This is a genomic window from Roseovarius faecimaris, from assembly GCF_009762325.1.
GTDB classification, from domain to species: domain Bacteria; phylum Pseudomonadota; class Alphaproteobacteria; order Rhodobacterales; family Rhodobacteraceae; genus Roseovarius; species Roseovarius faecimaris.
In genome coordinates this window covers 589276-611205 of the sequence record NZ_CP034348.1, presented here as the reverse complement: position 1 = coordinate 611205, position 21930 = coordinate 589276, and the positions used below count along the sequence as shown (strand labels likewise).

22 protein-coding genes are annotated in these 21930 nt (G+C 64.9%); 11 read left to right on the top strand and 11 right to left on the bottom strand.

Annotated elements, in window-relative coordinates:
- Position 1: 1 nt before the first annotated feature.
- Positions 2 to 934, top strand: a complete 933-nt coding sequence (locus tag EI983_RS03315; RefSeq protein WP_157705988.1) for a 2-hydroxyacid dehydrogenase — start codon at positions 2 to 4, stop codon at positions 932 to 934.
- A gap of 1 nt (position 935) precedes the next feature.
- On the opposite strand, the gene EI983_RS03310 is transcribed toward EI983_RS03315, so the two are convergent.
- Positions 936 to 1721, bottom strand: coding sequence for an SseB family protein (locus tag EI983_RS03310; protein WP_157705986.1), 786 nt, complete (start codon positions 1719 to 1721; stop codon positions 936 to 938).
- Positions 1714 to 2301, bottom strand: coding sequence for a uracil-DNA glycosylase family protein (locus EI983_RS03305; RefSeq protein ID WP_157705984.1), 588 nt, complete (start codon positions 2299 to 2301; stop codon positions 1714 to 1716). Before EI983_RS03305 ends, EI983_RS03310 begins: the two co-directional genes overlap by 8 nt.
- A gap of 138 nt (positions 2302 to 2439) precedes the next feature.
- Between EI983_RS03305 and EI983_RS03300 the strand changes: the two genes are divergently transcribed.
- The 7 genes from EI983_RS03300 to EI983_RS03270 all read left to right on the top strand — a co-directional run bounded on the left by EI983_RS03300 (position 2440) and on the right by EI983_RS03270 (position 9889).
- Positions 2440 to 2778, top strand: a complete 339-nt coding sequence (locus tag EI983_RS03300; protein WP_157705982.1) for an ArsR/SmtB family transcription factor — start codon at positions 2440 to 2442, stop codon at positions 2776 to 2778.
- A complete protein-coding gene (locus tag EI983_RS03295) occupies positions 2771 to 3793 on the top strand; it encodes a permease (protein WP_157705980.1) in 1023 nt (340 codons plus the stop codon). Before EI983_RS03300 ends, EI983_RS03295 begins: the two co-directional genes overlap by 8 nt.
- Positions 3794 to 3995: 202 nt before the next feature.
- The gene (locus EI983_RS03290; RefSeq protein ID WP_157705978.1) at positions 3996 to 4655 is read left to right on the top strand and encodes an ABC transporter ATP-binding protein; all 660 of its coding nucleotides are present in this window, start codon (positions 3996 to 3998) and stop codon (positions 4653 to 4655) included.
- Positions 4633 to 6246 carry a KpsE/RkpR family capsule polysaccharide export protein gene (locus tag EI983_RS03285; RefSeq protein ID WP_157705975.1) on the top strand — a complete coding sequence of 538 codons (1614 nt, stop codon included), beginning with the start codon at positions 4633 to 4635 and terminating at the stop codon, positions 6244 to 6246. The genes EI983_RS03290 and EI983_RS03285 overlap by 23 nt, the downstream gene beginning before the upstream one ends.
- Position 6247: 1 nt before the next feature.
- Complete coding sequence (gene kdsA, locus EI983_RS03280) at positions 6248 to 7081, top strand: 3-deoxy-8-phosphooctulonate synthase (protein WP_157705972.1); 834 nt, start codon at positions 6248 to 6250, stop codon at positions 7079 to 7081.
- Positions 7082 to 7105: 24 nt separating this feature from the next.
- Complete coding sequence (locus tag EI983_RS03275) at positions 7106 to 8602, top strand: phosphomannomutase/phosphoglucomutase (RefSeq protein ID WP_157705969.1); 1497 nt, start codon at positions 7106 to 7108, stop codon at positions 8600 to 8602.
- A gap of 132 nt (positions 8603 to 8734) precedes the next feature.
- Positions 8735 to 9889, top strand: a complete 1155-nt coding sequence (locus EI983_RS03270) for an MFS transporter (protein ID WP_157705966.1) — start codon at positions 8735 to 8737, stop codon at positions 9887 to 9889.
- Here EI983_RS03270 and EI983_RS03265 read toward each other — a convergent pair.
- The 6 genes from EI983_RS03265 to EI983_RS03240 all read right to left on the bottom strand — a co-directional run bounded on the left by EI983_RS03265 (position 9864) and on the right by EI983_RS03240 (position 16415).
- Positions 9864 to 11876, bottom strand: coding sequence for a M3 family metallopeptidase (locus tag EI983_RS03265; protein WP_157705963.1), 2013 nt, complete (start codon positions 11874 to 11876; stop codon positions 9864 to 9866). The two genes, EI983_RS03270 and EI983_RS03265, sit on opposite strands and share 26 nt — an antisense overlap.
- A 43-nt stretch (positions 11877 to 11919) precedes the next feature.
- Positions 11920 to 12963, bottom strand: coding sequence for a HesA/MoeB/ThiF family protein (locus EI983_RS03260; protein ID WP_157705960.1), 1044 nt, complete (start codon positions 12961 to 12963; stop codon positions 11920 to 11922).
- A 2-nt stretch (positions 12964 to 12965) separates the two neighbouring features.
- Positions 12966 to 13427 carry a dUTP diphosphatase gene (dut, locus tag EI983_RS03255; protein ID WP_246162252.1) on the bottom strand — a complete coding sequence of 154 codons (462 nt, stop codon included), beginning with the start codon at positions 13425 to 13427 and terminating at the stop codon, positions 12966 to 12968.
- A 28-nt stretch (positions 13428 to 13455) separates the two neighbouring features.
- Positions 13456 to 14658 (bottom strand): bifunctional phosphopantothenoylcysteine decarboxylase/phosphopantothenate--cysteine ligase CoaBC, encoded by a 1203-nt coding sequence (coaBC, locus tag EI983_RS03250; RefSeq protein ID WP_157705954.1) that lies wholly within the window; start codon positions 14656 to 14658, stop codon positions 13456 to 13458.
- 117 nt (positions 14659 to 14775) lie between these two features.
- Positions 14776 to 15540 (bottom strand): ChaN family lipoprotein, encoded by a 765-nt coding sequence (locus EI983_RS03245; protein WP_157705949.1) that lies wholly within the window; start codon positions 15538 to 15540, stop codon positions 14776 to 14778.
- Positions 15537 to 16415: an RNA polymerase factor sigma-32 gene (locus EI983_RS03240; protein ID WP_157705946.1), complete on the bottom strand. Its 879-nt coding sequence runs from the start codon at positions 16413 to 16415 to the stop codon at positions 15537 to 15539. The genes EI983_RS03245 and EI983_RS03240 overlap by 4 nt, the downstream gene beginning before the upstream one ends.
- A gap of 107 nt (positions 16416 to 16522) precedes the next feature.
- Between EI983_RS03240 and cobU the strand changes: the two genes are divergently transcribed.
- The 3 genes from cobU to EI983_RS03225 are packed head-to-tail and all read left to right on the top strand — an operon-like array spanning position 16523 to position 18550.
- Positions 16523 to 17044, top strand: coding sequence for a bifunctional adenosylcobinamide kinase/adenosylcobinamide-phosphate guanylyltransferase (cobU, locus tag EI983_RS03235; protein ID WP_157705943.1), 522 nt, complete (start codon positions 16523 to 16525; stop codon positions 17042 to 17044).
- The gene (locus tag EI983_RS03230) at positions 17041 to 17619 is read left to right on the top strand and encodes a histidine phosphatase family protein (protein WP_157705940.1); all 579 of its coding nucleotides are present in this window, start codon (positions 17041 to 17043) and stop codon (positions 17617 to 17619) included. Before cobU ends, EI983_RS03230 begins: the two co-directional genes overlap by 4 nt.
- A gap of 58 nt (positions 17620 to 17677) precedes the next feature.
- The gene (locus tag EI983_RS03225; RefSeq protein ID WP_157705938.1) at positions 17678 to 18550 is read left to right on the top strand and encodes a glutathione S-transferase; all 873 of its coding nucleotides are present in this window, start codon (positions 17678 to 17680) and stop codon (positions 18548 to 18550) included.
- A 46-nt stretch (positions 18551 to 18596) separates the two neighbouring features.
- Here EI983_RS03225 and EI983_RS03220 read toward each other — a convergent pair whose 3' ends face one another.
- The 3 genes from EI983_RS03220 to EI983_RS03210 form a co-directional block, all read right to left on the bottom strand.
- Complete coding sequence (locus EI983_RS03220) at positions 18597 to 19439, bottom strand: urea carboxylase-associated family protein (RefSeq protein WP_157705934.1); 843 nt, start codon at positions 19437 to 19439, stop codon at positions 18597 to 18599.
- 121 nt (positions 19440 to 19560) lie between these two features.
- Complete coding sequence (gene creD / locus EI983_RS03215; RefSeq protein WP_157705931.1) at positions 19561 to 21030, bottom strand: cell envelope integrity protein CreD; 1470 nt, start codon at positions 21028 to 21030, stop codon at positions 19561 to 19563.
- A gap of 136 nt (positions 21031 to 21166) precedes the next feature.
- Complete coding sequence (locus EI983_RS03210; protein ID WP_157705928.1) at positions 21167 to 21925, bottom strand: hypothetical protein; 759 nt, start codon at positions 21923 to 21925, stop codon at positions 21167 to 21169.
- Positions 21926 to 21930 lie beyond the last annotated feature (5 nt).

Sequence of the window (21930 nt, the reverse complement as noted above, 5' to 3'; positions counted from 1 at the left end):
GATGGCGCTCAATATCCTTTTCGCCGGTCGCCCCGACCGTTGGGACGAATACCGCCCGACATTGAGCCGTGCCTTCCAGGAGGCGGGGCTTGACGCGGTCATCCGCGATGATCTGCCCCCCGCAGAGGTCGATTACATCGTTTATGCGCCCAACGGCCCGGTGCAGGATTTCACGCCCTACACCCGCGCCAAGGCAGTGCTGAGCCTCTGGGCCGGGGTGGAGAAAGTCGTTGGTAACAAGACACTTACAATGCCGCTGACGCGCATGGTCGATCACGGTCTGGCGCAAGGGATGCGCGAATGGGTGACGGGCCATGTGCTGCGTCATCATCTGGGCATGGACCGCGACATCCTCAACCGTGAGGCACGATGGGAGCCTGTCGTCCCGCCGCTGGCAGAGGAGCGGAAGGTGACCGTGCTGGGCCTCGGGGCATTGGGCCGTATCTGTGCCGAGACTCTGGCGAGCCTCGGCTTTGACGTGACCGGCTGGAGCCGGGCGCAGAAACAGATCGACGGGATCAGGTGCCTGGCGGGTGAGGACGGGCTGCAAGAGGCCCTGACGGGGGCCGAGATCGTGGTGCTGCTATTGCCCTTCACATCCGAAACGGAGAATGTGATCAACGCACAAACCCTTGATCTCATGGCGAAAGGTGCTGTGATCATCAATCCGGGCCGCGGTCCGTTGATTGACGATGAGGCGCTTCTTTCCGCCCTCGACAGCGGCCAGATCAGCCATGCCACGCTGGATGTGTTCCGTGTGGAGCCGCTCCCGCAGGATCATCCCTATTGGGCGCATCCGCGCGTGACCGTCACCCCCCATATCGCCGCCGAGACCCGGGCCCGGACCTCCTCTGAAGTGATTGCCGAGAACGTGCGGCGGAACGAGGCCGGAGAGCCGATGCTTTTCCTGGTCGACCGCGACGCAGGCTATTGAATTATCTCAGCTTTGGCGGTTTGTCCGGGTTCATGCCCGGGGTTTCCGGCATATGCGCCGGGGCCGGTTGAGGCAGGTCGAAGCGTAGCCCGTGCCGGGCCAATCGCGGCGTGACGCCATCGCTTGCCGCAAAGAACGCCACATCGAGCGCGGCGGCTTCAAGGCCCGAAAAGGTCAGCACCTCGGATATGGCCTGCGCCAGTGCGGGCTCGGCCCCGGGCAGCGCGTCGATGAACCCGATCAGATGACCCTGCGCGCCGCTGTCATACGCCACACCCACCAGATAGGCAGAATGCGCCAGCCCCGTCGCAGACGCCAGTCGTGCGTCGAGCGCGGTCAGCAATGCCTCGGGCAAGCCCTTGGGAGAAAACATTTTTTCAACCGATTGCCGAAGTTCCTGAGGGGCGTGGGAGAGCATGTCGTTGAGCCATGCGACCTCTTCGGCGAGAATGAAACTCGAGGATGGGGCGACGTCGATATTCAGCGCGATGCCAAGGCGTTGCGGGGCGAGCATGGCAGCGAGCGCGCGCCCGGAGAGGGCGGCATAGGGGGCGGGGCCTTGGGCCAGCGCGGTCAGGCGGGTCTCGAGGTCGAACACGAGGACAAAAGTTTCATTCTGCATTTCAAAGGTTTGCGGCGTCACCTTGTCGCCCTCGGCCTCGCCTTCCAGCAGAAGAAAGAGTTCGGATGCGGCCAGTTGCTCGAAGAAGGCCAGCCGCGCGGCATCGTCTTCGGGCGCAGATTCCGAAGCCAGGAAAGCGGCGTCAAGTCGTGTCTTTTCAACCATTTAGCACCTTTCGCACCTGATCACGGAGGACCGGCAAAAGCTCGGTCTCGAACCACGGGTTTTTCCTGAGCCAAGCGGTATTGCGCCAGGAGGGGTGCGGCAAGACAAAGACCCGTGGCGCATGGTCGCGCCAGGCCGCGACAGTGGCGGTGACGGAGGTTTTGACGCGCAGGTGATGTTTGTGCGCATATCCACCGACAAGCAGGGTTAGCTCAACCTTTTCAAGGTGTTGCATGACATCCGCCTGCCATGTCCTGCGACAGATCGGCGGCGGGGGCAGATCCGAGCCCTTGGCGTCATAACCGGGGAAACAAAACGCCATAGGCACGATGGCCACGCGGGATTTGTCATAGAAATCAGCAGGTTTCACGCCCATCCAGTCGCGCAGACGGTCGCCGGACGGGTCATCGAAAGGCACACCGGATTGATGCACCCGCATCCCCGGCGCCTGCCCGGCGATCAGCACCCGCGCGGAGGAGCGAAACCACGCAACGGGGCGCGGCTCATGGGCCGTGTGGGTCGCGGCGAAGCGGTCCGCACAAAGGCGGCAGGCGCGGATCTGATCGGCAATCTGAGGCATGAGAATTTTGTACGTTTTGTACAAAATACCCCCCTGTTTTGTACAAAATCAACGAGTTGTTAACCCTTCCCCGTTGTCATTTCGATGTTTCTCGAAATAAAGCTTGCGTCAGCCATTCATTTCGATAATTCTAGAAATATGAAACAGACAGTGAGTCCCGATCTCGACCTGGCCCTTGCGGCCTCGACCTTTGCCGCGCTCGGCTCGGAACAGCGCCTGAGCGTGCTGCGCACCCTTGTGCGCGCCGGGCCCGAGGGGCTGCGGATCGGAACGCTGGGCGAACGCTGCGGTGTGAGCGGCTCGACCCTGACCCATCACATGAAGATCCTGACACAGGCCGGGCTGGTCCGGCAGGAGCGCAAGGGCCGGTCGATCATCTGCGCGGCGGTGGCCTATGACGAGCTGCGCCAGCTGTCGGAATTCCTGCTGCGCGAATGCTGCGCGGACTGCCCTGATACGGAGCATACCCATGGCTGACATCCACCACCCGTCCCCGCGCAACTGGAAGATCGACAAGGCCTGGGCGGTGCTGGTGCTGATCCTGCTTGCCGTGGCCGTGTTCGACACGCCGCAACTCTGGCCGACGATCACGTTCGGGACCGCTGCGCTTTTGCACACCGCCCCCTTCATCGTGTTCGCGGTTCTGGCGGTGGCCTATCTCAAGGCGACGGGGGCCGAGACGCTGCTGGCCAGGGCGTTTGAGGGACGGCAGGCGCGGATGATCGTGCTGGCGGCGCTACTGGGGGGTTTGTCGCCCTTTTGCAGTTGCGAGGTGATCCCGTTCATCGCCGCGATGCTGGCGCTTGGTGCGCCCCTGGGCGCGGTCATGGCGTTCTGGCTGGCCTCGCCGCTGATGGACCCGGCGATGTTTCTGATCACCTCCGGCACGCTGGGCTGGGAGTTTGCCATCGCCAAGACGGCAGCGGCGATCGGGATCGGGCTGATGGGCGGCTTTGCGACGATGCTGACCGCGACCTCGCCCGTCTTTGCCGATCCGCTCAGGGAAAAGCCACAGGTGGGCGGCTGCTGCGGGGTGAAAAAGCCGTTTGAAGGCACGCCGGTCTGGCGGTTCTGGGGCGAGGCCCCGCGCCGGGAGGCGTTCAAGGCCAGCGCGCTGGACAACGGGGCGTTCCTGCTGAAATGGCTGGCGCTGGCCTATGTAATCGAGGCGCTGATGCTGCAGTATGTCCCCGCCGAATGGGTCGCGCAGGTGCTGGGGGGCGAGGGCGTGGGCCCGATCATCCTGGGCGCGCTGGTGGGCGCACCGGCTTACCTCAATGGCTATGCCGCCGTGCCGCTGGTGGATGCGCTGCTGACGCAAGGGATGACGCAAGGGGCCGCCATGAGCTTTGTCATCGCGGGCGGGGTGAGCTGCATTCCGGCGGCCATCGCGGTCTGGGCGCTGGTGAAGCCGCGGGTCTTTGCGGCCTATATCGGCTATGCGATGCTGGGCGCGGTTCTGGCCGGGCTTGTATGGCAGACGGTGGCGTGACGGGCGCGGCGGAAGGTGCGTGAGATCACGCACCCTACGGCAGAAGCGGCACGTTCTCTTAAAATTTTGAGGAATGGGCATAATATTGCCCTGATTTGTTGGTAAATCGCGCTGCGATCCGACATAATACGGACAAGCATGGCTAATCTGGCCTTAAGAAAGCCCCGCTAAAGAGGGTGAAGAGCAGTTTCGGAGCGTTTGAATGCTCGAGTTCGACAATGTGAGCAAGTCCTTCTGGACAGGCACCCAGCGCAAGGTGATCCTTGAAAAAGTGTCATTCCGGGTCGAGCTGGGGCGGTCGCTTGGCATTCTGGCCCCCAATGGCACCGGCAAGACCACATTGATCAACATGATGGCGGGGCTGGAAAAACCCGATGAGGGCGAGATCCGCCGCGGCTGCCGCATCTCGTTTCCTCTGGGCTTCATGGGCGGGGTGGTCAACAAGATCTCGGCGATGGAAAACTCGCGCTACATCGCCCGGCTCTATGGGCTCGATCCGGATTATGTGGAGGCCTATTGCCGCTGGATGTGCAACCTGGGCGAATATTTCGACCAGCCGCTGGGCACCTATTCCTCGGGGATGCGGGCGCGCTTCACCTTTGCGCTGATGCTGGCGCTGGAGTTTGATATCTACCTGATCGACGAAGGCATGCCGGGATCCACCGATGTGGAGTTCAACCGCAAGGCCGGAGAGATCCTGCGCGAGCGGCTGCGCACCACCACGGTGATCATCGTGTCGCACCAGCCTGCGACGCTGGAGAAGTTCGCGCGCGAGGCGGCCGTTCTGATGGGCGGCAAATTGTATATGTTTGATACCTTGGAAGAGGCAAAGCAGCTCTATGACTACGAAACCCAAGGCTAAGAAGTTTCGCATCCGGCGCACGACGCCAAGTGCCGGTGCCGCACCGTCCGGTGCCGCGCCTGCGCATGAGGACGCCGCCCCGGATGCCCCGCATGAGGGACAGGTGAGCAGCCCGGCGGAGATGGCCTCGGCCAGCCAGAGCATCGACGCCATCCGCAAGGAGGGGCTGACAGGCCGACAGTTGCGCATGGCACGGCGGATGGCGCAGAAACAGGGGCTGGCGCCGACCTCGGATTTCGATGCGGTGCGCCTGCTGCGCGCCAAGGGGATCGACCCGTTCCAGCGTGCCAATATTCTGGAACTGGTCGCCGATGACGGCGATGACGGGCTGGAAGCGCCGATGGCCGAGGCCGAGAGCGCCAAGCAGGGCAAGGTGCAGTTGCCGCAGACCGTGCCGGTGGGCAAGGCGGGCCTGCCCTCGACCGAGGTGAGCCCCGCCGACCGGCGCGCGGCGGAGATCATGGAGATCCAGCGCGATATCGGCCGCCGCCGTCGCCGCAAGCTGATGCTGCTCCTGTCGCGGCTTGCGGCCTTCGTGCTGCTGCCGACCATGATCGTGGGCTTTTACTATTACAAGATCGCGACGCCGATGTATTCGACCCATTCGGAGTTCCTGATCCTGACCGCTGACGGTTCGGGCGGGGGGGCCGGCGGGCTTGGTGGGCTCTTGCCCAGCCAGTTCGCCACCGGGCAGGACGCGATTGCGACGCAGAGCTATCTGGAAAGCAAGGATGCCATGCTCAGGCTCGATTCCGATCTGGGCTTTCGCCAGCATTTCAGCCAGAGCTTCATCGACCCGATCCAGAGGCTGTCGCCGGATGCCTCCAACGAGGCGGCGCACAAGCTTTACAAGAAATACGTGACCCTGGGTTATGACCCGACCGAAGGCGTGATCCGGATGGAGGTGGCCACGGCGGACCCGGAGATCTCGGCGCTCTTCTCGGAGCGCCTGATCGCCTATGCCGAGGAGCGGGTGGATGAGCTGAGCCAGGAAAAGCGCCAGGACGCGGTGAAGACCGCCATCGAAAGCCTGGAAGAGGCCAAGGCCGAGCGGCGCGCGGCGCAGGAGCGGCTGGTACGTTTGCAGGAGGGGACCATTCTGGACCCCGGCGGCGAAATCGCGGCCATCCGGCAGTTGATCAGCTCGGTCGAGCTGCAAATGCAGGAAAAGGAGCTGGCGCTCAACATCCAGCTCAACAACTCTCGCCCGAACCAGTCGAAGCTGGACGCGCTGCGCAGCGAGATCGCCGTTCTGCGCGCGGAGTATGAAAAACAGAATGCCCGGCTGACCGAGGCCACCGAGGGCAACACGTCGCTGGCCAGCCAGGCGGCGGATATCCAGATCGCGCAGGCCGACCTTGCCACCGCCGACCTGGTGCTGCAGGCCGCCCTTGAGACCAAGCGGCAGAGCGAGATCGAGGCGAACAAGCAGGTGCGCTATCTGACCGTCAGCGTGAAGCCCCTGCCCAGTCAGGATTCGTCCTATCCCAGGGCGTTCGAGAACACGATCCTTGCCTTCCTGATCTTTGCCGGTATCTACCTGATGCTGTCACTCACAGCGTCGATCCTCAGAGAACAGGTCTCAAGCTAAGATGAAACAGGTGGAGTTTGCAGGGCTGACGGTTGGCAATGACCAGCCCCTGACCCTGATTGCCGGCCCGTGCCAGTTGGAAAGTGCGGATCATGCGCAGATGATTGCCGGGCGCATGAAAGAAGCCTGCGATGCGGCGGGGGCGCAATATGTCTTCAAGGGTTCGTTTGACAAGGCGAACCGAACGTCGCTGAACGCGGCGCCGCCGCTGGGGCTGGAGGCAGGGTTGAAGGTTCTGCAATCGGTGAAGGAGGCCATCGGCGTGCCGGTGCTCACCGATATCCACGAAAAAGAGCAATGCGCGCCCGTGGCGGAGGTCTGCGATGTGTTGCAGATCCCGGCCTTTCTCTGCCGTCAGACAGCGCTGTTGCTGGCCGCCGGAGAAACAGGGGCCGTGATCAACGTGAAAAAGGGACAATTCCTGGCGCCGTGGGACATGCCCAATGTCGTGGCCAAGATCGAAAGCACCGGGAATGAGAAGATATTGCTGACCGAGCGCGGGGTGAGCTTTGGCTACAACCGTCTCGTCGTCGATATGCAATCGCTGCCCGAAATGGCGCGCACCGGTTACCCTGTCGTGATGGATGCCACACATGCGGTGGCCCAGCCCGGCGGGCTTGGCGGTGCGTCCGGTGGGCAACGCGAATTTGCCCCGGTGCTGGCGCGTGCGGCAGTGGCCACGGGCGTGGCCGCCGTTTTCGCCGAAACCCATCAGGACCCCGACCATGCGCCATGCGATGGCCCCAACATGATCCGGCTGGAGGACATGCCCGGCCTGATTGACCTTCTGATGCAGTTTGACCGGCTGGCCAAGGCCAACCCGGTGCGTGTGTAAACAACGATAAGAAAGACCCTGACAGTGAAAAAGCCCCTGCCCCAATCGACGCCGAATACCTGGGAATTCCTGCGCGATGCGATGATCGCCCCCACAGGATTCCGCGAATATGACGCGCGGTGGAAATACCCCGATGACATCAACCTGGCGGGGATGACGGCGCTGGGGCTGGGCCTTGGCACGCAGATGCACAAGCGGGGCATTGCTCCGGTGATTGCCGTAGGCAACGATTATCGCGACTATTCGCAGTCGATCAAACACGCGCTGATCATCGGGCTGATGCAGGCGGGTATCCGGGTCAAGGATATTGGCCCGGCGCTGTCGCCCATGGCCTATTTCAGCCAGTTTCATCTTGATGTGCCTGCGGTGGCGATGGTCACGGCCTCGCATAACCCCAATGGCTGGACCGGGGTGAAGATGGGCTTTGACCGCCCCCTGACCCACGGCCCCGACGAGATGGCCGAGCTGCGCGACATTGTTCTGACCGGCGCAGGCGTGGCGCGCGAGGGCGGCGGGTATGAGTTTGTCGACGGGGTGCGCGAGGCGTATCTTGACGACCTCGTGGGGGATTTCAGAATGACCCGCAAGCTCAAGGTTGTCTGCGCCACGGGCAATGGCACGGCCAGCGCCTTTGCGCCCGAGCTGTTTGAGCGGCTGGGGGTGGAGGTGGTGCCCTCGCATAACGAGCTGGATTACACGTTTCCGCACTACAACCCCAACCCCGAGGCGATGGAAATGCTGCATGACATGGCCGCTTCGGTGACGGCGTCAGGTGCCGATTTCGCGCTGGGGTTCGACGGCGATGGCGACCGTTGCGGCGTTGTCGATGACGAGGGCGAGGAGATCTTTGCCGACAAGGTGGGCGTCATCATGGCCCGCGATCTGTCGAAGCTCTATCCCGGCAGCACCTTCGTGGCGGATGTGAAATCGACCGGCTTGTTTGCCTCGGACCCGGAGTTGCAGGCGCAGGGGGCCAAGGCGGATTACTGGAAGACGGGCCACAGCCATATGAAGCGGCGCGTGAAGGAGATCGGCGCGCTGGCGGGGTTTGAGAAGTCAGGGCATTACTTTCTGGCCGAGCCGGTGGGGCGCGGCTACGATTGCGGGATGCGGGTGGCGGTGGAGATCTGCAAGCTGATGGACCGCAACCCCGAGATGTCGATGAGCGACCTGCGCCGCGCCTTGCCGCAGACCTGGGCGACGCCGACGATGAGCCCCTATTGCGCCGACGAGGAGAAATACCAGGTGCTGGAGCGGCTGGTGGAGAAGCTGGTCACCAAGCATGAGGCCGGTGAGCCGGTCGCGGGGCGGGCCATCAAGGAGGTGGTGACGGTGAACGGCGCGCGGGTGATCCTCGACAATGGCAGCTGGGGGCTGGTACGGGCCTCGTCCAATACGCCGAACCTCGTGGTGGTCTGTGAAAGTTCGGAAAGCGAGTCGGAAATGCGGGCGATTTTCGCCGATATCGACGCGGTGATCCGCACCGAGCCTTTGGTGGGCGAGTACGACCAGACGATCTGAGCGGGTTCGGAATTTGCACAAATTCCGGGATCGAAAATGATCATTTTCGAGCTCGTTTTCTGGTCAGAAAACGGGGGCTTCGCGTGGCGGATCAACCTGCTATGAAGGAGGGGTTTGCGGAAAGTATACCCGATGACCCCATCCTTCTCTGGCCTGCCCGTTCTTGTTGCCACCGCGCTGGTGGCGATGGTTCTGGGCACGGTGCATGCCTATTCGGTCTTTCTGGTGCCGCTGGAAGTGCAGTTCGGCACGGGCCGTTCCGCCCTGTCGCTGGGCTATTCGCTGGCGCTGGTCTGCCTGACCCTTGTCGTTCTGGCGGGGCCGCGGCTCTATGCCCGGGCAGCCCCCGCAACGCTTATGATACTGGCCTGTGGCGGGGCGGCGACGGGTGCGCTGCTGGCCGGGTGGGGCGGGTCGCTGGCGCTGCTCTACCTGGGTTACGGCGTGATCTTCGGGGCCGCCAACGGGCTGGGCTATGGCTTTGGCCTGCAACTGGCCGCACAGGCCAATCCGGGGCGCGAGGGGCTGGCCATGGGGGTGGTCACGGCGGCCTATGCTCTGGGTGCCGTGCTGGCGCCGGGGGTATTCGAGGCCGCATTGGTACGCACGGGGTTCGGCGGGGCAATGACGGTGCTGGCGCTGGCGCTGATTGGCGCGGGCGGGGTGAGCGTGCTGTTGCTTCGGCGCAGCGGCATCCGGTTTCAGACCGGCGCGGCCCCTGCCGCCGGGACCCGTAACACGGGGCTGCCGCTGCTTTGGCTGGGTTATTTCGGCGGGGTGCTGGCCGGGCTGATGGTGATCGGCCATGCGGCCGGTATTGCCGAGGCCATGCATCCCGGGCAGGCAGGCTGGATGGCTCCGGCGATCATTGCCCTGTGCAATCTGGCGGGCAGCCTTGCGGGCGGGCGTCTGGCTGACGGGACCGGCCCGAGACGTGTCCTTGTCGGGCTGGTGCTGCTGACCGGCGTGACGCTTGCGGCGCTGGCCCTTGGGCCGCGCGGTGGCGGCGTCTTTCTTGCCCTCGGCCTTGTCGGCTTTGCCTATGGCGGCACAATCGCGGCCACCCCTGCCGTCATTGCCAAGCTTTATGGCATGGGCCAGAGCGCCGCGATTTACGGCCGGGTCTTTACCGCCTGGGGTGCGGCCGGGCTGGCCGGGCCGTGGCTGGCCGGTGCGCTGTATGACTGGCGCGGGGGCTATGGGCTGGCGCTGATGCTGGCGAGCGGCTTTGCCCTTGTCGCCGCTCTCAGCCTTGCGGCCTTCAAGCCGCCAGACCGCGCCCCCTGAGCAACGCCTCGACCCCCGGCAACCGGCCCCGGAACGCGGTGTAGAGCGCATCGGCCTCGACCGAGCCGCCGGTCGAGAGGATATGTTCCTCCAGCCGTTGCGCGGTGGCCGGGTCAAACGCATCGCCCGCTTCTTCGAAGGCGGCGAAGGCGTCGGCATCCATCACCTCAGACCACATATAGCTGTAATAGCCCGAGGAATAGCCATCGCCCGAGAAGACATGGGCGAATTGCGGCGTGGCGTGGCGCATGCGGATGGCGGCGGGCATGCCGATCGCCTCTAGCACCTCGGCCTGTTTCGCCATCGGGTCCGCGGGGGCGGCACCGTCGTGAAACGCCAGATCCACCAGAGCGGAGGCGACATATTCGACCGTCTGGAACCCCATGTCGAACGTGGCGGCCTTGAGCACCTTGTCGAGCATCGCCTGCGGCATCGCCTCGCCGGTTTCGGCATGGGTGGCAAATTCGGCCAGCACTTCGGGGACTTCGAGCCAATGCTCGTAAAGCTGGCTGGGCAGCTCGACAAAGTCGCGCGCCACCGATGTGCCCGACAGGCTCTCATAGGTCACATTCGACAGAAGGTGATGCAGCGCATGGCCAAACTCGTGAAACAACGTGCGCGCGTCGTCATAGCTGAGCAGGGCCGGACTGCCCTTGGCGAAGTTGCAGACATTGATCACCACCGGGCCCTGCACTTGGGGTGTCCTGGCCTGCCCGCGCATGGAGGAGCACCAGGCCCCCGACCGTTTGGAGGCGCGCGCGAAATAATCGCCGATGAACACGGCCACATGTCGGCCTTCACGGGTCACCTCCCAGGCGCGGCAATCGGGGTGGTAGAGCGGCACGTCAATGCGCCTGAACTCCAGCCCAAAGAGCCGGTTGGCGCAGGCGAAGGCGGCTTCGATCATGCGATCAAGCTGCAGATAGGGCTTCAGCTCGGCCTCATCGAGGTCGAACTCCGCGCGGCGGCGTTTTTCGGCGTAATAGCGCCAGTCCCACGGGGCGAGATCCTCATTGATGCCGTCGGCATGCATCATCTCGGTGAGGATACGCGCATCGGCCTCGGCGCGGGCGCGGGCGGGCGTCCAGACCGCCATGAGCAGATCGCGCACCGCCGCTGGCGTTCTGGCCATTTCGGTTTCGAGCTTGAAATCGGCAAAGCTCTTGTAGCCCAGAAGGGCGGCGCGTTCCTGCCGCAAGGCCAGCGTTTCGGCGGCGATGGCGCGGTTATCGGTCTCCCCGCCGCCGGCCCCACGGGCCTCCCACGCGCGGAACGCTTTTTCGCGCAGGTCGCGGCGCGGGGAGAATTGCAGAAACGGCACGATGAGCGAACGCGAAAGGGTGATGACAGGGCCCGGCTGGCCCAGTTCCTCGCCCGCCGCACGGGCGGCCGACACCACGAACTCGGGCAGGCCCTCAAGATCCGCCTCCGAGAGCGCCATGTGCCAGCCCGCCTCATCGGCCAGCAGATTTTGCGTGAACGCCGTGCCCAGTTCAGCGAGGCGCGCCATGATCTCGCGCATGCGGGCCTCTTGGGCGCCGGTCAGCGCGGCGCCGGCCCTGCGAAAGCGGCGGTGGGTCAGCATCAGCAGGCGCTGTTGCTCTGGCGTCAGATCGAGGCTGTCGCGCGCCTCCCAAAGGGTTTCGATCCGGGCAAAGAGGGCAGCGTTAGAGGTCATATCCGAGGAAAACCGCGCCAGTTCGGGGCCAAACTCGCGCTGGAGCGCCTGCCGCGCCGGGTTGCTGTCGGCCCCGGCAACCGAGAAGAACACCGCGAGCACCTTGTCGAGCGCCTTGCCGGAGGCTTCGAGCGCCTCGATCGTGTTGGCAAAGCTGGGCGGTTCGGGAGTGTCGGCAATCGCCGTGATCTCGGCGCGGGCCTGCTCCAGCGCGGTCTTAAATGCGGGGGCAAAATGCGCGTCTTCGACCGCATCGAACGGGGCAAGATCAAAGGGGGTATCCCAGTCCTGCAACAAGGGGTTGGTCATGTGGCTCTCCTTTGCCTAAGAGATAGGCGTATATGGCAGGGGTTCAATCAGAGGTTGTCGCGCAAATGGGGCAATCGGCGCGGGGCTTGAGCGTCAGTTTGCGCGTCTCGCCATAAAGTGCGTCGTAAATCAGCATCTCGCCATAAAGCGGCGCGCCGGCCCCTGCGATCACCTTGACCGCCTCCACCGCCATCATCGAGCCGATGACGCCCGGCAAGGGGCCGATCACACCGGCCTCGGCACAGGACGGCGCAAGGCCGGGTGCGGGCGCTTCGGGAAAGATGCATTGATAACAAGGGGTGCCGCGCGCAGGGTCGAACACGCTGATCTGGCCCTCCCATTGCGACAAAGCGCCGGAAATCAGAGGCTTGCCCGCCTGGACCGCGGCGGCATTGGCAAGGTAGCGGGTGGTGAAATTATCCGTGCCGTCTAGGATCAGATCATACTCCGCAAAAAGCTCGGTCGCGATCTCGGGGGAGAGGCGCCGCTGATAGGTCTTGACCGCCACGAAGGGGTTGAGCGCCTGCATGGCCTTGGCGGCCGAGTGGACCTTGGGCTGGTTCACGCGGGCATCGGTGTGGATGATCTGACGTTGCAGGTTCGACGCATCGACCACATCGTCGTCGATCACGCCAATGGTGCCCACACCCGCCGCCGCCAGATAGAGGCAGGCGGGCGAACCCAGCCCCCCGGCCCCGATCACCAGCACGCGCGCTTCTTTCAGGGCCTTCTGCCCTGGTCCGCCGATCTCACGCAGGATGATATGGCGGGCATAGCGCTCCAGCTCGGCATTGGCGAACGGGCCGTCCGGTTCGGGCGGGGCCTGGCGTGCTTCGGCGGTCTGGCGCACCCGCCTGAGCCCGGCGCGATAGGCCAGGAAGAGCGAGGCAAAGCCGCCGAGGATCAGCCAGCGCGCCGCACTTTCGCCCGTGGCCATGCGCAGGGCGTGGCCCTCGGGCAGCGCCAGATGCAGCGCCACCACCGCCGCCCAGAGCACGCCGATCATGATCCAGCGCATCCGCCGGGGCGTGCCCAGCAGCGCGCCAAGGCCCCAAAGTGCGGCCATCAGGATCAGAACCAGCGCCATGCTCAGCCAACCCCGGTCGAGCCAAAGCCGCCCGCGCCGCGCGCGGTGTCGTCCAGCACCTCGACAAGCTGCAGGCGCGCCTGCACAACGGGGGCAACAACCATCTGCGCGATGCGCATCCCATGCGCGATGTGAAATGGCTGATCGCCTGCGTTCATCACGATCACGCCCAGCGGCCCGCGATAATCGGCATCGATCGTGCCGGGGCTGTTGGGCAGCGTGATCCCGTGTTTGAGCGCCAGCCCCGAACGTGGCCTCAGCTGCACCTCATACCCTGCCGGAATAGCCAGCCGAAGCCCCGTGGGCACCAGCGCGCGCTCCCCCGGTCTGAGCTCAACACCATCGCGCTCTGCCTCGGGGAAATTCGCCCGCAGATCGGCCCCCGCCGCCCCTGCGCTCTCATAGCAGGGCAGCCCCAGCGAGCAATCGGCCCCCTGGTCCCAAACGCAGTCTATCCTGACCACCCCTGCCCTTTCATTGTTCCCAAAATACTCAAAATCCCCCGCCCAGCGCCTGCGCGATCCGCTCGGCCAGCCGGGCGGCCACCTCGTCCTTCGACATGCGCGGCCAATCCTCGGCCCCATCCGCCGAGATCAGCGTCACCGCGTTTTCCGACCCGCCCATGATCCCCGTCCCGGCACTCACATCGTTGGCGAGGATCCAGTCGCAGCCCTTGCGCTGGCGCTTGGCGGTGGCGTTTTCCACCACGTCGTCGGTCTCGGCGGCAAAACCCACCACCAGACCGGGCCGGCCTTTCGTCATCTGTGACACGGTGGCCAGAATGTCAGGGTTCTCCGCGAAATCCAGCTGCGGCAAACCGCCCTTGGTCTTCTTCATCTTCGAGGCCGAGGCCGAGGCCACGCGCCAGTCGGCCACCGCAGCGGCAAAGATGGCGGCATCGGCGGGCAAGCCGCCCTGCACCGCCTCCAGCATCTCGCGCGCGGTCTCCACGCGGACCACCTCCACCCCGTCCGGAGGAGGGATATCCGCGGGTCCGGTGACAAAGATCACCTCGGCCCCGAGCGCGGCAAGTGCCCGGGCAATCGCGGTGCCCTGCGCCCCCGAGGAGCGGTTGGCGATATAGCGCACGGGGTCGATCGGTTCATGCGTGGGGCCGGAAGTGACGAGGATGCGCTTGCCCCGGAGCGGCCCATCGGCCAGAGCGGCCTCGACGGCGGCGACAATTTCCAAAGGCTCGGACATGCGACCGGGGCCGTATTCGCCACAGGCCATGTCGCCTTCGTTTGGGCCGACGAAGCGCACGCCGTCGCCGCGCAAGGTGGCGATGTTGCGCTGGGTGGCAGGATGCGCCCACATGCGCACGTTCATGGCGGGGGCGACCAGCACGGGTGTGTCGGTGGCCAGCAGCAGCGTCGAGGCGAGATCATCGGCATGGCCCTGGGCCATCTTGGCCATCAAATCGGCGGTGGCGGGGGCAACCACGATCAGGTCGGCCGAACGGCTGAGTTCGATATGGCCCATCTCGGCCTCGTCGGTGAGATCGAAGAGGTCGCGAAACACCTTGAGCCCGGCCAGGGCCGAGACCGAGAGCGGCTTGACGAACTCTTCTCCGGCACGGGTCAGAACGGGCGTCACAGCGGCGCCACGTTCGCGCAGGCGGCGGATCAGATCGAGCGATTTGAACGCCGCGATGCCGCCGCCGATGATCAGAAGGATACGTTTGGAGGCGAGCATGACACCTGTCCCTGAGTAAACGCTGGGAGAGTATGATCTGGCTGAGGCGGTGACAAGGGGCTGCTCTTCCGGCTCTTACGTGCCGGCCTCGCGAGGCGGCCTGAAAGGGCCGACGAGCTACCTGAACGCCTCGCAGGGATCGGGCCGATCGATGGAGGGGGCCGTAAGCACCTTGTCGAACGTGCCGCGCAGCGGGTCGTTATCCTCGGTCTGGCCGATCACGACCACCTCAAGCCCGGGCGCCACGCGTTCGAGGTAAACCGGCATGCCCCAGTCGCGCCGCGCATGGCCGTTGCCGGTGATCACCGCCACCGGTCCGCCTGTCGCCTCAAGGGCTGTCAGGGTCACCCGCGCCAGCTCGGCGTCGCGCAGGCGTTGCACGGCGACCATGCCGGGCAGGATATCGCGCGGCAGGGCTTCGCAATGGGCCTGGAATTGCAGCTCTTCGCGAGCCTCTTGCTGATCTTCGGGCAAGGGCTGATCCAGCCCGTAGGCCGAGGCATCCCCGGCAAAGGCCTCGGCGATCCCGGAGCCAATCGCGGCAAAGGCGGCCTCACGGCTCACGCCTGCGCCAAAAATCCGTGCACCGGGGGCGGCGGTGAAGATCGGGTGATACATGGAGAAGTCAGGCCAGCCGCTGTCGCCCCAGTTCAGATGCGCCGACAAGGCATCGGCATCTGCGACCTGTGGCATCACCGCGCCATCCGCCTGCGCGGCGGTCAGCATTTCAAAGACAATCGCCGACGGGGACAGTGCTTCCACTTCGGCGGCCTGCGCGAGATGATGAGCGGGGTTATCATGCACCTCGCCCAGGATCAGGACATCCTGCGCCTGGGCGAGAGGGGCGATTGCAACAAGGGCGGCGGCAAGACGGGCGATCATGCCAACAGGTTGTGCACCTCGGAGCCGTGGCGTTCAAGATGCTTGCGCATTTTCACATAGGCCGCCGCTTCGAGCTGACGCACGCGCTCCTTGCTCAGCTTCAGCTCTTCGCCGAGGCTTTCAAGCGTGCGCGGCTCGTCGCGCAGCTTGCGCTCACGAATGATGAAGCGTTCGCGGTCGTTGAGCTTGCCCATGGCTTCGCCGAGCCAGCCGCGAAGGGTGCCGAGATCGTGATCTTCCTCGACCATCTGATCGCCGCGCGGGCCTTCGTCTTCGAGCGTGTCGAGCCATTCGCGGCCCTCGTCCTCGCTCGATTGAGTGGCGTTGAGCGAGAAGTCGGAACCGGAGAGGCGGCCTTCCATCATCTCGACATCCCGCAGGGGCACACCCACTTCCTGGGCGATCATCTCGCGCAGCTGATGCCGGTCCAGTTCTTCGCCCTGGGCGAAGGCCTCGCGCTCAAGCTGGGCCTGCACGCGGCGCATGTTGAAGAACAACGATTTCTGCGCCGAAGTCGAGCCGGTGCGCACCATCGACCAGTTGCGCATCACATAGTCCTGCACGCTGGCCTTGATCCACCACACAGCATAGGTCGAGAAGCGCACGCCGCGGTCGGGGTCGAACTTGTCGGCGGCCTTCATCAGGCCAAGGCCCGCCTCCTGGATGAGATCGTTCATCGGGGCGCCGTAGCGCTTGAATTTGGCGGCCATGGAAATCGCCAGGCGCATATAGGCCTTGATCAGCCGGTGCAGCGCTTCTTCATCACGGTGATCGCGCCAGGCATAGGCCAGTTTCAGCTCAGTCTCGGCATCGAGAAGCTCCGCCTTCATGGCGGTGCGTGACAGTGAAAATTCCTGTGGTGCGTCCAGTGGCATATGGCCCTCCCAGGCATTGAGCAGAATTTTTTATGTCTTTTTCAGTCTCTCACGCAGTGATACGCAGGCCCAATCAAACCGGATCAAAAAGAGGTGCAATTATTGCGATGTTGCCAGGATTGACGCTTGTTTTAGGAGGAGCAGCATCGGGAAAATCAGCCTTTGCCGAAGGTTTGGTGAGTGGCACGGGGCGCAACCGGGTCTATCTTGCCACGGCGCAGGCGCATGATGAGGAAATGCGGCTGAAGCTGGCCGCCCATCGCGAGGCGCGCGGGCCGGGGTGGCACACGATCGAGGAGCCGATGGATGTGGGCCGGGCTCTGGCGACGATCAGCGGCGACACCTGCGTCCTGTTTGATTGCGCGACGATGTGGCTGAGCAATCAGCTTCTGGCCGAGGCGGACCTGGCGGAGGCCGAGGCCGGACTGATGGCGGGGCTGGCGCTCTGCCCTGCGCCGGTGGTGATCGTGTCCAATGAGGTGGGTGCGAGCGTGGTGCCCGAGAACGCGCTGGCACGCCGGTTTCGCGAGGAGCAGGGCAAGCTGAACCAGAAGCTCGCGGCCAAGGCCGGGCTGGTTGTCAATGTGATCGCGGGGCTGCCTCAGGTGCTCAAGGGCGAATTGCCATGACCACATGGCACTGGGTGCGTCACGGCCCCACCCATGAGAAAAACTTCACCGGCTGGCGCGATGTGCCTGCGGATCTGTCGGACGCGGCGGCGATTGCCCGGCTGGATGCGCATCTGCCGCGCGAGGCGCTGCTGATCTCGTCGGACCTGATCCGCGCGGTGACGACGGCGGATGTGCTGGAGGCAGGCCGCACCCGCCTGCCCCACCATGCCGATCTGAGGGAATTTCACTTTGGCGAGTGGGACGGCAAGCATCACAGCGAGGTGGCCGCCACCCACCCGGAGCTGAGCCGCGCCTTTTGGGAGACCCCGGGCGACGTGGTGGCCCCAGGCGGGGAAAGCTGGAACATGGCCGCGGCACGTGTGGCGCGGGTGGTCGAGGCAATCACCGCGGCCCATGCCGGGGCGGATATCGTGGCGGTCGCACATTTCGGGGTGATCCTGACACAGGTGCAGCGGGCGCTTGGCGTGGCCGCCGACGATGTGCTGGCGCACAAGATCGACACGCTATCGGTGACGACGATCGCACACGGGCCGGAGGGGTGGCAGGTGCGCGGCATCAATCACTGTCCGTGATGCAGATCCGCACAATTTGGCGTTAGGCGGATGTGCCGGGCGCGGCTAGCGTGGCGCCATGACTTATGACCTTCTGATTGGCGATTACGCCTATTCTTCGTGGAGCCTGCGCGGCTGGCTCTTGTTTGAACGTTTCGGGATATCGCGGCGGGTCGAGCGCGTGGCCTTTGCCGAAGGCAGCGTGACCGAACAGGCCCCGGGCTGGGCACCGATCCGGCTGGTGCCGGCGATGCGCACGCCGGACGGGACGGTGGTGGGCGACAGCCTGGCGATGGCCGAGGAACTGGCCAGCCGTCACCCCGAGGCGGGGTTGTGGCCCGAGGACCCGAAGGCGCGCGCGATGGCTCGGTATCTGGCGGCGGAAATGCATTCGGGCTTTGGCGCGCTGCGCGGGGATTGCCCGATGAACATGCGACTGGCCTATACCGGTGTCGCACCGAGCGCCGAGGTCGAGGCGGACCTGCGGCGGTTGGAATATCTGTGGGATTACGCGCGAGAGCTGTGTCGGCCCGAGGGGCCGTGGCTCTGCGGGGCGTATTCGGTGGCCGATGCGTTCTATGCGCCGGTTGCGGCGCGGATCGCGGGCTATGGGCTGGCTGTATCGGAGAGCGCGCAGGCCTATGTGGAGGCGCATCTGAACGACGGGGCGTTTCGCCGCTGGCGGGCGATGGGGCTGGCGCATGGGGCGACGCTGGAGCGATATGCGAAACCCTACGCGACCGTGGACTGGCCTGGCCCTGCGCGGCTTGCAGCCAAAGCGGTGACGGCGGGGCCATCGGTGAACGAGGCCTGCCCCTATTCCGGCGATCCGGTGACGGATTTCCTGGACTTGGACGGTGTGATCTACGGCTTCTGCAACCCGTTCTGCCGGGACAAGACCGTGGCCGACCCCGAAGCCTGGCCTGCCTTCATGGCGCTGGCGCGGGGCTGAGGCGGGCCGCTCGCCGCGCTCTTGCGTGCGCGTCTCGCCGAGGAGGTCAGCGCCCGTGGCTGCGGTCGTAGCCGTTGACGGGCGGGCTGTTCCAGCCGTCCAGCACCCCCTCGGCCGGGGCGAAGACCTCGACCAGCAGCGGATGACAGGCGGCGGTATCGGAGGAATGTTCGGATGAGCAATCGCCGCCCGGGCAGGCGCTGAGCGCGCCGAGGAGGTCGATCTCGGCAAAGAAATCAAGGTGATCGCCGGGGCGCACGGGGCTTGCCTTCATGAAATACTGGCCGGTGTCGCGGGTAAAACCGGTGCACATGAAGACGTTGAGCACGTCGTGCACATGAGGCTCGGCCTCGGCAAGGCTCATCCCCGTCTCATCGGCCAGGGCGCGGATCAGGTTGGAATGGCAGCAATGATGATACTGCGAACCAGCCAGCAGATTGCCGGTATAGGGATCGCAGCGGGTGCCGATCACGTCATGCACCGAGCCGCCATAGGCATCCATCCCATACCAGCCAAGGCTGTCCTCGATGATCGTCGCCATTGGCCGCAGATGAGGAAAGGAGGACCACATCCGTTCGCCGGTGGTCAGATGGGTGCCATGCAGCGCGCGGGATTTGCCGGAATAGAAGCGTTCCGAGAGGTCATGGGCATTCCACAGGTTCAGGTCGCCCACCTGGGGGCCTTCGACCGAGGAGATGCGGAAGATCTGCCCGGCGGCCACGCGAAAGCAGGCCGCTTCACGCGCAGGCACCAGAACCTCACTGACCTTTTCGGCGCTTTGCATCGCGCGGCGATAGAGAGCGAGGTCGGGCACGGGCAGCGTGTCATTCGGGTAGCAGATCACCGGCGCAATGGCGCGGCGGGCATCGGCATCGGCGGGTTCTTGCATGGCGGGGCTCCTGTGGGTTTGGACCAGAGGGCACAAGTCACGGCCGGTTGTAAAGACCCCCTCCGCCAGGGGCCTGCTGCAAGGTCAGGCCGGGATGGACTGGCGGAGGGGGCGCGGTGCGTCAGCCCTGGGGATGGGTGCCCTGCGAGGGCGCGGCGGCTGACGCGGACGGGTCCGGCTGAGGCGCGGCGGGGGCGGGTTTGCGCACGAACCAGCCGCGGCGCTGGCCCGGGTCTTTCGGAGCGCCGTACCAGTTCTCGTTGCGGGTGGCGAACATGGTGCCCGCGATGGCGGCGAAGGTCAGCACCGACCCTGCCAGCAGCGCATAATCCGCCGAGCGCAGGATCAGGTAGAGCACCCCGTAAAGCGCGGAGAGCAGAAGCCCGAGCACCAGCGTGCGCTTGCCCAATTGCAGGGCCAGCGCGCCGAAGGCGGTGATCAGCCCCACGGTGGCCGATGCCGCGACAAGATAGGCGATGGCAAAGCCCATCTGCTCGGCCAGGGCCAGCATCAGCAGGAAAAAGGCCGATTGCGCCAGACCGACAAGGATGTATTGCACCGGATGCGTCGGGCGCTTGGTCTGACCTTCGATCAGGAAGATCGTGAGGAAGGTGAGCCCGATGAAGAGGATGCCATAGCGCGCCGCGCGATAACTTTTCTGATAGAAATCATTGGGTTGATAAAGGTCCACGCCGAAGCTGGTGGATTGGCGCGCGCTCCAGTCCTGGCTTTCGCGGCTGAGCTGGGGCAGCGGGCGCGCGAGGTGGGGGATCGACCAGGTGGCGGAGAACCCCGTTTCGGAGATGTCATGCCCATCGGGCAGGAAGGCCCCGAAGAAGCTGGGATGCGCCCAGTCCGAACTGAAGCGGACCGTACTGTCACGGCCCACCGGGGCGATGGAAAGCGTTTCGGCCCCGTTGAAATCCAGGCTGAGCCGATAGCCGTCATGGCGGCGCGGGTCGCCTGTGGGCGCGCGGACCCCGCCAATGCGTTCGTCATTGATGGCGCGCGGTTCCATCTGAAGCTCGGTCTGCCCTGCCTCAAGGGTTGCGGCCCCGCGCAAGGCCCGGTTGGAGGTGACGGACAGGTGCAGCTCGGCCGCATCCCAGATCAGCCGCTCGTCATTGATCAGCGCCTCCACCGCTGCTTCGGTGGGGAAATCGAACTCCAGCACCGCCTCGGCCGAATAGACCGGCACGGTGAAGATACCGCGGTGTCGCTCCTGGGTGGTGGTGTCGATCTCGGCCTCGAACCTGTCCGGGTAGAGATAGACCGGCGCGCGGTTCAGGGTGCGCTCGACATCGACGAAGCGATAGACCGGATTGTCATCTGCGTCGAGCTTCTGGATGCCGGTTTCGGGGTCGAGCACCTCGCGCTTTTCGCGCACCACGACGGTTTCCTGTACCGGGATGATGAGGACCGGGCCAGAGAGCAACTGCCGCCCGCCCCATTCCTGACCGACAGAGCTGCGCGTTTCACGGTTGTAGTCGGCGCGGGCGTCGATGATGTCGCCGACGAAAAGCACGGGGATGAACATGAGCAGGATAAGCAGCCCGACAATGAAAAAGCGCAAACCAAGGGATCTGATCATGGGAAAGGTCCTTTCTCTTAAGCCATGTCAGGACCGATTTGCGCAGAGGGATGTGCAGGGGAAGGCTGCGTGATTGTGCAGATTTTGCGCAAGTTGCAGGCGGGCGCAGAGGCTCCGGATCGCGTCGGGGCGGGCCTTATGCGCTGGGGCGATAGCCGAGCCGGCCCTCTTGGTCGCCGTCGAGTTCCTGCCAGAGGAAGGCGCGGTCGGCCTCGGACAGCGGCGCACGGGGTTCGGGCGTGAAGGCCCCGTCGGCGGGTTTGCCCCGCCGTTCGGTAACCGGCTGGAACGCGGGCAGGCGGGCGAGGCCATAAGCCTTGGCGACATGCTCCACCAGCGCCTCGGGGGCGGCCTGCACATCCTCAGTGCGGACCAGCAGGCAATTGGCAAAGCGCGCGGGCAGAGACAAAAAGCCCTGGGTCTTGGCATTGCGCAACTGCGCGAGATTGGCAAAGCGCGCGCCGGTCAGGGGGTGGCGGTCATAGTGCAGTTCCGCCAGCGCGCGCGGGTCGTCACGCGTCACGCCGAAATTCGCCTCATCCACGCGCGAGACCCATTCCGCGCGCAGGAAGTCTTCGAACGGCAGGTCGCGCAAGCCGGGGAGAGCATGCCAGGGCCGCGCATGCATGGAGCGCACCCAGGTTTCGGGGTGGCGAAAGACAGCGACGGCAAGGCAGGTATCGGGGGCCGCGAGCATCTGCGGAAAGCCGTGTTTCCAGCCGTAACAGAAGCCATATTTACCGATGCGGTCACCGGGGCTGTCGGCCAGGGCGGGCAGGTTGCGCGTCAGCAGCGCATGCACAAGGTTGGTGCCGGAATTGCGCTCTCCGAACACCATGAGCTCGGACGGGGCGACCCCGCCGGATTGCTCAGCGATCACCGGAAAGGCGGCCACGCGGG

Bases quoted from the DNA above. Each gene is read 5' to 3' on its own strand.
- EI983_RS03315 (WP_157705988.1), top strand. From the start codon at position 2: ATGGCGCTCAATATCCTTTTCGCCGGTCGCCCCGACCGTTGGGACGAA.
- EI983_RS03310 (WP_157705986.1), bottom strand. From the start codon at position 1,721: ATGGTTGAAAAGACACGACTTGACGCCGCTTTCCTGGCTTCGGAATCT.
- EI983_RS03305 (WP_157705984.1), bottom strand. From the start codon at position 2,301: ATGCCTCAGATTGCCGATCAGATCCGCGCCTGCCGCCTTTGTGCGGAC.
- EI983_RS03300 (WP_157705982.1), top strand. From the start codon at position 2,440: ATGAAACAGACAGTGAGTCCCGATCTCGACCTGGCCCTTGCGGCCTCG.
- EI983_RS03295 (WP_157705980.1), top strand. From the start codon at position 2,771: ATGGCTGACATCCACCACCCGTCCCCGCGCAACTGGAAGATCGACAAG.
- EI983_RS03290 (WP_157705978.1), top strand. From the start codon at position 3,996: ATGCTCGAGTTCGACAATGTGAGCAAGTCCTTCTGGACAGGCACCCAG.
- EI983_RS03285 (WP_157705975.1), top strand. From the start codon at position 4,633: ATGACTACGAAACCCAAGGCTAAGAAGTTTCGCATCCGGCGCACGACG.
- kdsA (WP_157705972.1), top strand. From the start codon at position 6,248: ATGAAACAGGTGGAGTTTGCAGGGCTGACGGTTGGCAATGACCAGCCC.
- EI983_RS03270 (WP_157705966.1), top strand. From the start codon at position 8,735: ATGACCCCATCCTTCTCTGGCCTGCCCGTTCTTGTTGCCACCGCGCTG.
- EI983_RS03265 (WP_157705963.1), bottom strand. From the start codon at position 11,876: ATGACCAACCCCTTGTTGCAGGACTGGGATACCCCCTTTGATCTTGCC.
- EI983_RS03260 (WP_157705960.1), bottom strand. From the start codon at position 12,963: ATGGCGCTGGTTCTGATCCTGATGGCCGCACTTTGGGGCCTTGGCGCG.
- coaBC (WP_157705954.1), bottom strand. From the start codon at position 14,658: ATGCTCGCCTCCAAACGTATCCTTCTGATCATCGGCGGCGGCATCGCG.
- EI983_RS03245 (WP_157705949.1), bottom strand. From the start codon at position 15,540: ATGATCGCCCGTCTTGCCGCCGCCCTTGTTGCAATCGCCCCTCTCGCC.
- EI983_RS03240 (WP_157705946.1), bottom strand. From the start codon at position 16,415: ATGCCACTGGACGCACCACAGGAATTTTCACTGTCACGCACCGCCATG.
- cobU (WP_157705943.1), top strand. From the start codon at position 16,523: ATGTTGCCAGGATTGACGCTTGTTTTAGGAGGAGCAGCATCGGGAAAA.
- EI983_RS03230 (WP_157705940.1), top strand. From the start codon at position 17,041: ATGACCACATGGCACTGGGTGCGTCACGGCCCCACCCATGAGAAAAAC.
- EI983_RS03225 (WP_157705938.1), top strand. From the start codon at position 17,678: ATGACTTATGACCTTCTGATTGGCGATTACGCCTATTCTTCGTGGAGC.
- EI983_RS03220 (WP_157705934.1), bottom strand. From the start codon at position 19,439: ATGCAAGAACCCGCCGATGCCGATGCCCGCCGCGCCATTGCGCCGGTG.
- creD (WP_157705931.1), bottom strand. From the start codon at position 21,030: ATGATCAGATCCCTTGGTTTGCGCTTTTTCATTGTCGGGCTGCTTATC.